The sequence below is a fragment of the Streptomyces sp. NPDC059455 genome (assembly GCF_042750115.1).
Lineage (GTDB): Bacteria > Actinomycetota > Actinomycetes > Streptomycetales > Streptomycetaceae > Streptomyces > Streptomyces endocoffeicus.
This window is the reverse complement of the sequence record NZ_JBHYVB010000351.1, coordinates 1-2952: the sequence shown is the minus strand read 5'-3', so window position 1 is coordinate 2952 and position 2952 is coordinate 1. Positions and strand designations below refer to the sequence as shown.

Sequence of the window (2952 nt, the reverse complement as noted above, 5' to 3'; positions counted from 1 at the left end):
GGGGGTGTGGGCGGGGGCGCGCGGGCGGCCCGGGGGCGCGCCGCCGCCCCGCGGGGGGCCGCCACCCCCCGCCGCCCCCGGGGGCGCCCCCGCAACACCGACTCAGCCCCGCGCCCCTTCGGGGCGCTGACGGCGCGCACGCCTCAGCCCCGCAGCTCCGCGTCCACGAAGCGCCGCAGGTGGCGGCGGGCGTCGGCCACGCTCAGGGCCGGGACCTGGCGGAGGCGGTGCAGGGCGAGGCCGTCGGCCAGGGCGGAGAAGCGGAGCGCGAAGTCGGCCGGGTCGTCGCAGTGGAACTCGCCCTCGGTCCGGCCCCGTTCCACCAGGGCCCGGATCTCGCCGTGCCAGTTCTCGTACCGCTCGGCCTGGCCACGGGCGAAGGTCTGGTCCCGCTCGCCCGCGTTCCAGTAGTCGAACCACATCCGCCAGTGCCGGTCCGTGTCCTCCGTGAAGAGCGCGTCGATGAGCAGCCGCAGCCCCTCCGCCCCGCTGGTGGCGTGCCCGGCGGCGTCGCTCAGCGCGGCGTAGTAGCGCTCGATGTGCAGCACCATCGCCTCGGAGAGGATTTCCTGCACGCTCTCGAAGTGGTACGTGACCGTGCCGACCGACACCCCCGCCGCGGCCGCCACCTCCCGCACCCCCACCGCCTTGGTGCCGCGCTCCGCTATGAGCGGCACCGCGGCCTCCACGATCAGCCGGCGGCGCACCTCGGTGGGCTGCCGGGTGCGGGCGGAGGCGGCGACGGCGCGGCGCGGCGGGCGGCGTTCGGAACGGGACGTCACGCGGACGTCCTCGGCGTGGTGCGGTGCCATGCGCGCGTGGCCACTGTCTCTCCGTTCGCCCGTGCCTCGATGCTGCTGTCCATGATGAATTCCTCCGCCGTGGCCCGCAGTTCCATGGCGGTGACGACCTCCGCCTCCCAGTCCCCGCGCCGCAGCCGGATCGTCCACCGAGAGCTTGCCACGGCCGACAGCGGATCGCCGGAGCGGATGCGATAGGTCTCGCGGGCGCTCTCCTCGTAGCGCAGTCCGTCGGGATAGGTGCGGGAGCCGCCGTAGTTGGGGTCCACCTCCAGCACCCACTCCCCGGTGGCCACGTCGTGGGTGACGGTCCGTTCGGGCCGTGGCCCGGCGGGCGGATCGACGGTCACGGGGAGCGGCGGGGCCTGCTCGGGCTCCTCGAAGACGATGGGCGGGCGGCCCGCGTCGGCGCCCGGATCCCGTACGGGCAGCAGCAGCGCGCTGTCCCCCGGCACGACCGTCAGCCGGCCCCGCTCGCCGTGCGGCCAGACCCACGGCCAGTACGCGTCGGAGACGGCGACCCTGACGCGGTGGCCGGGCGGAAAGGCGTACCCCGTGGCGTTCAGCTCGAACTCCACGTCCTCGTACGTCCCCGGCACCCACTCCACCGCCCGCTCCCGCCCCTTCCGGGACAACAGGTTGAGCACTCCGCGGGTGACCAGGGTGGAGGAGCCGTCGGGTGCCACATCGCAGACCCGGGCGATCACATGGGCGCGCGGGGTGGCGCTGTCCAGCCGCAGCCGCACGCGGGGGCGGCCCAGGATCTCCACCCTTGAGGTCAGCGGCGCCGAATCGAAGCAGACCGAACGGCCGTCCTCCGCACGCTGATCGGGCGGCAGATCGGTGGCGTTGCCGAAGGGGAAGAAACGACCGGCGTCCAGCCCCGTGTGCAGCGGCGAGCGCACGATCACCGGCTTCTCGGCCGGGCCGCCGAGGGGGCGTTCATCCCAGCTGACGGACGGCGACGGCCAGGAGTCCTCGCCGACCCAGCGGCCCGGCATCGTCTCGTATGAGGTGGCGGGCGGTACGGGATCGTTGATCCAGGCGCGGAGCCGTGGCTCGTCCAGCACACCGGTCGGCTCGTCCTTGAGCCAGTGGTCCCACCAGCGCAGGGTCTCCTGGAGGAAGCCGATCGCCGGGCCCGGCGGCAGCCCCCGGTCGGGGTACTGGTGCGACCACGGGCCGATCAGCCCCCGTACGGGCGCGTCGAGGTGCTCCAGCAGACGCGGCACCGTGTCCCGGTACGGATCGGCCCAGCCGCCGACCGCGAGCACGGCGGCCTCGATCGCGCCGTAGTCCTCGCAGACGCTGCCGTGCCGCCAATAGTCGTCCCGCTCCTGGTGGGCGAGCCAGGTGTGCAGATACGGCTCCAGCGCGTCGAGCCGCTCCCGCCACATCGGCAGCCAGCGGTCCTCGCCGACGGAGGTGGGGTGCGGGGGACGCGCCGTGAACGCGAGCATGGTCCCGGCCCAGGCGAGCATGTCGATGCCGAGGACTGCGCCGCCGGTGTAGTGGACGTCATTGTCGTAACGGTCGTCGGTCGAGCAGACGGTGACGATCGCCTTCAGCGGGGCGGGGCGCAGGGCGGCGATCTGGAGCGAGTTGAAGCCGCCCCAGGAAATCCCGAACATCCCCACCTTGCCGGTGCACCAGGACTGGCGCGCCAGCCAGTTGACGACATCGACGCCGTCGGCGAGCTCGGTCGCCGTGTACTCGTCGAGCATCACGCCCTCCGAGTCCCCACTGCCGCGCAGATCGACCCGTACGGAGGCGTAGCCGTGCCCGGCGTACCAGGGGTGACGCTGCGCGTCGCGCGGGGCGGTCCAGTCGCTCTTGCGGTACGGAAGGTATTCGAGCAGGGCGGGGACGGGGGTGGTCTCGGCGTCCGCCGGGCGCCAGATGCGTGCGTGCAGCCGCGTCTGCCCGTCCCGGGTCGGGATCCACGCGTCCTCGACCAGCACCTTGTGGTCGAACGTCTCGCGGTACTTCACGTATCTCCTCTACCTGGTGTTGTGGTGCGTGCGCGGGCGCGGTGCGGGCGCGGTGCGGCCGCGGGCGCGTTGCGGGTGCGGCCGCGGGCGCGTTGCGCCTGCGGCGGGGCGGGCCCCCCCCCCCCCCCCCCCCCCCCCCCCCCCCCGCGCCCCGCCCCCCA

Annotated in this window: 2 protein-coding genes; both read right to left on the bottom strand. The window is 74.4% G+C overall.

Annotated elements, in window-relative coordinates; all coding sequences use genetic code 11:
* Positions 1-143 precede the first annotated feature (143 nt).
* Positions 144-782, bottom strand: coding sequence for a TetR/AcrR family transcriptional regulator (locus ACFXB5_RS51710; RefSeq protein ID WP_385222588.1), 639 nt, complete (start codon positions 780-782; stop codon positions 144-146).
* Complete coding sequence (locus tag ACFXB5_RS51705) at positions 779-2791, bottom strand: CocE/NonD family hydrolase (protein ID WP_385222585.1); 2013 nt, start codon at positions 2789-2791, stop codon at positions 779-781. The genes ACFXB5_RS51710 and ACFXB5_RS51705 overlap by 4 nt, the downstream gene beginning before the upstream one ends.
* Positions 2792-2952 lie beyond the last annotated feature (161 nt).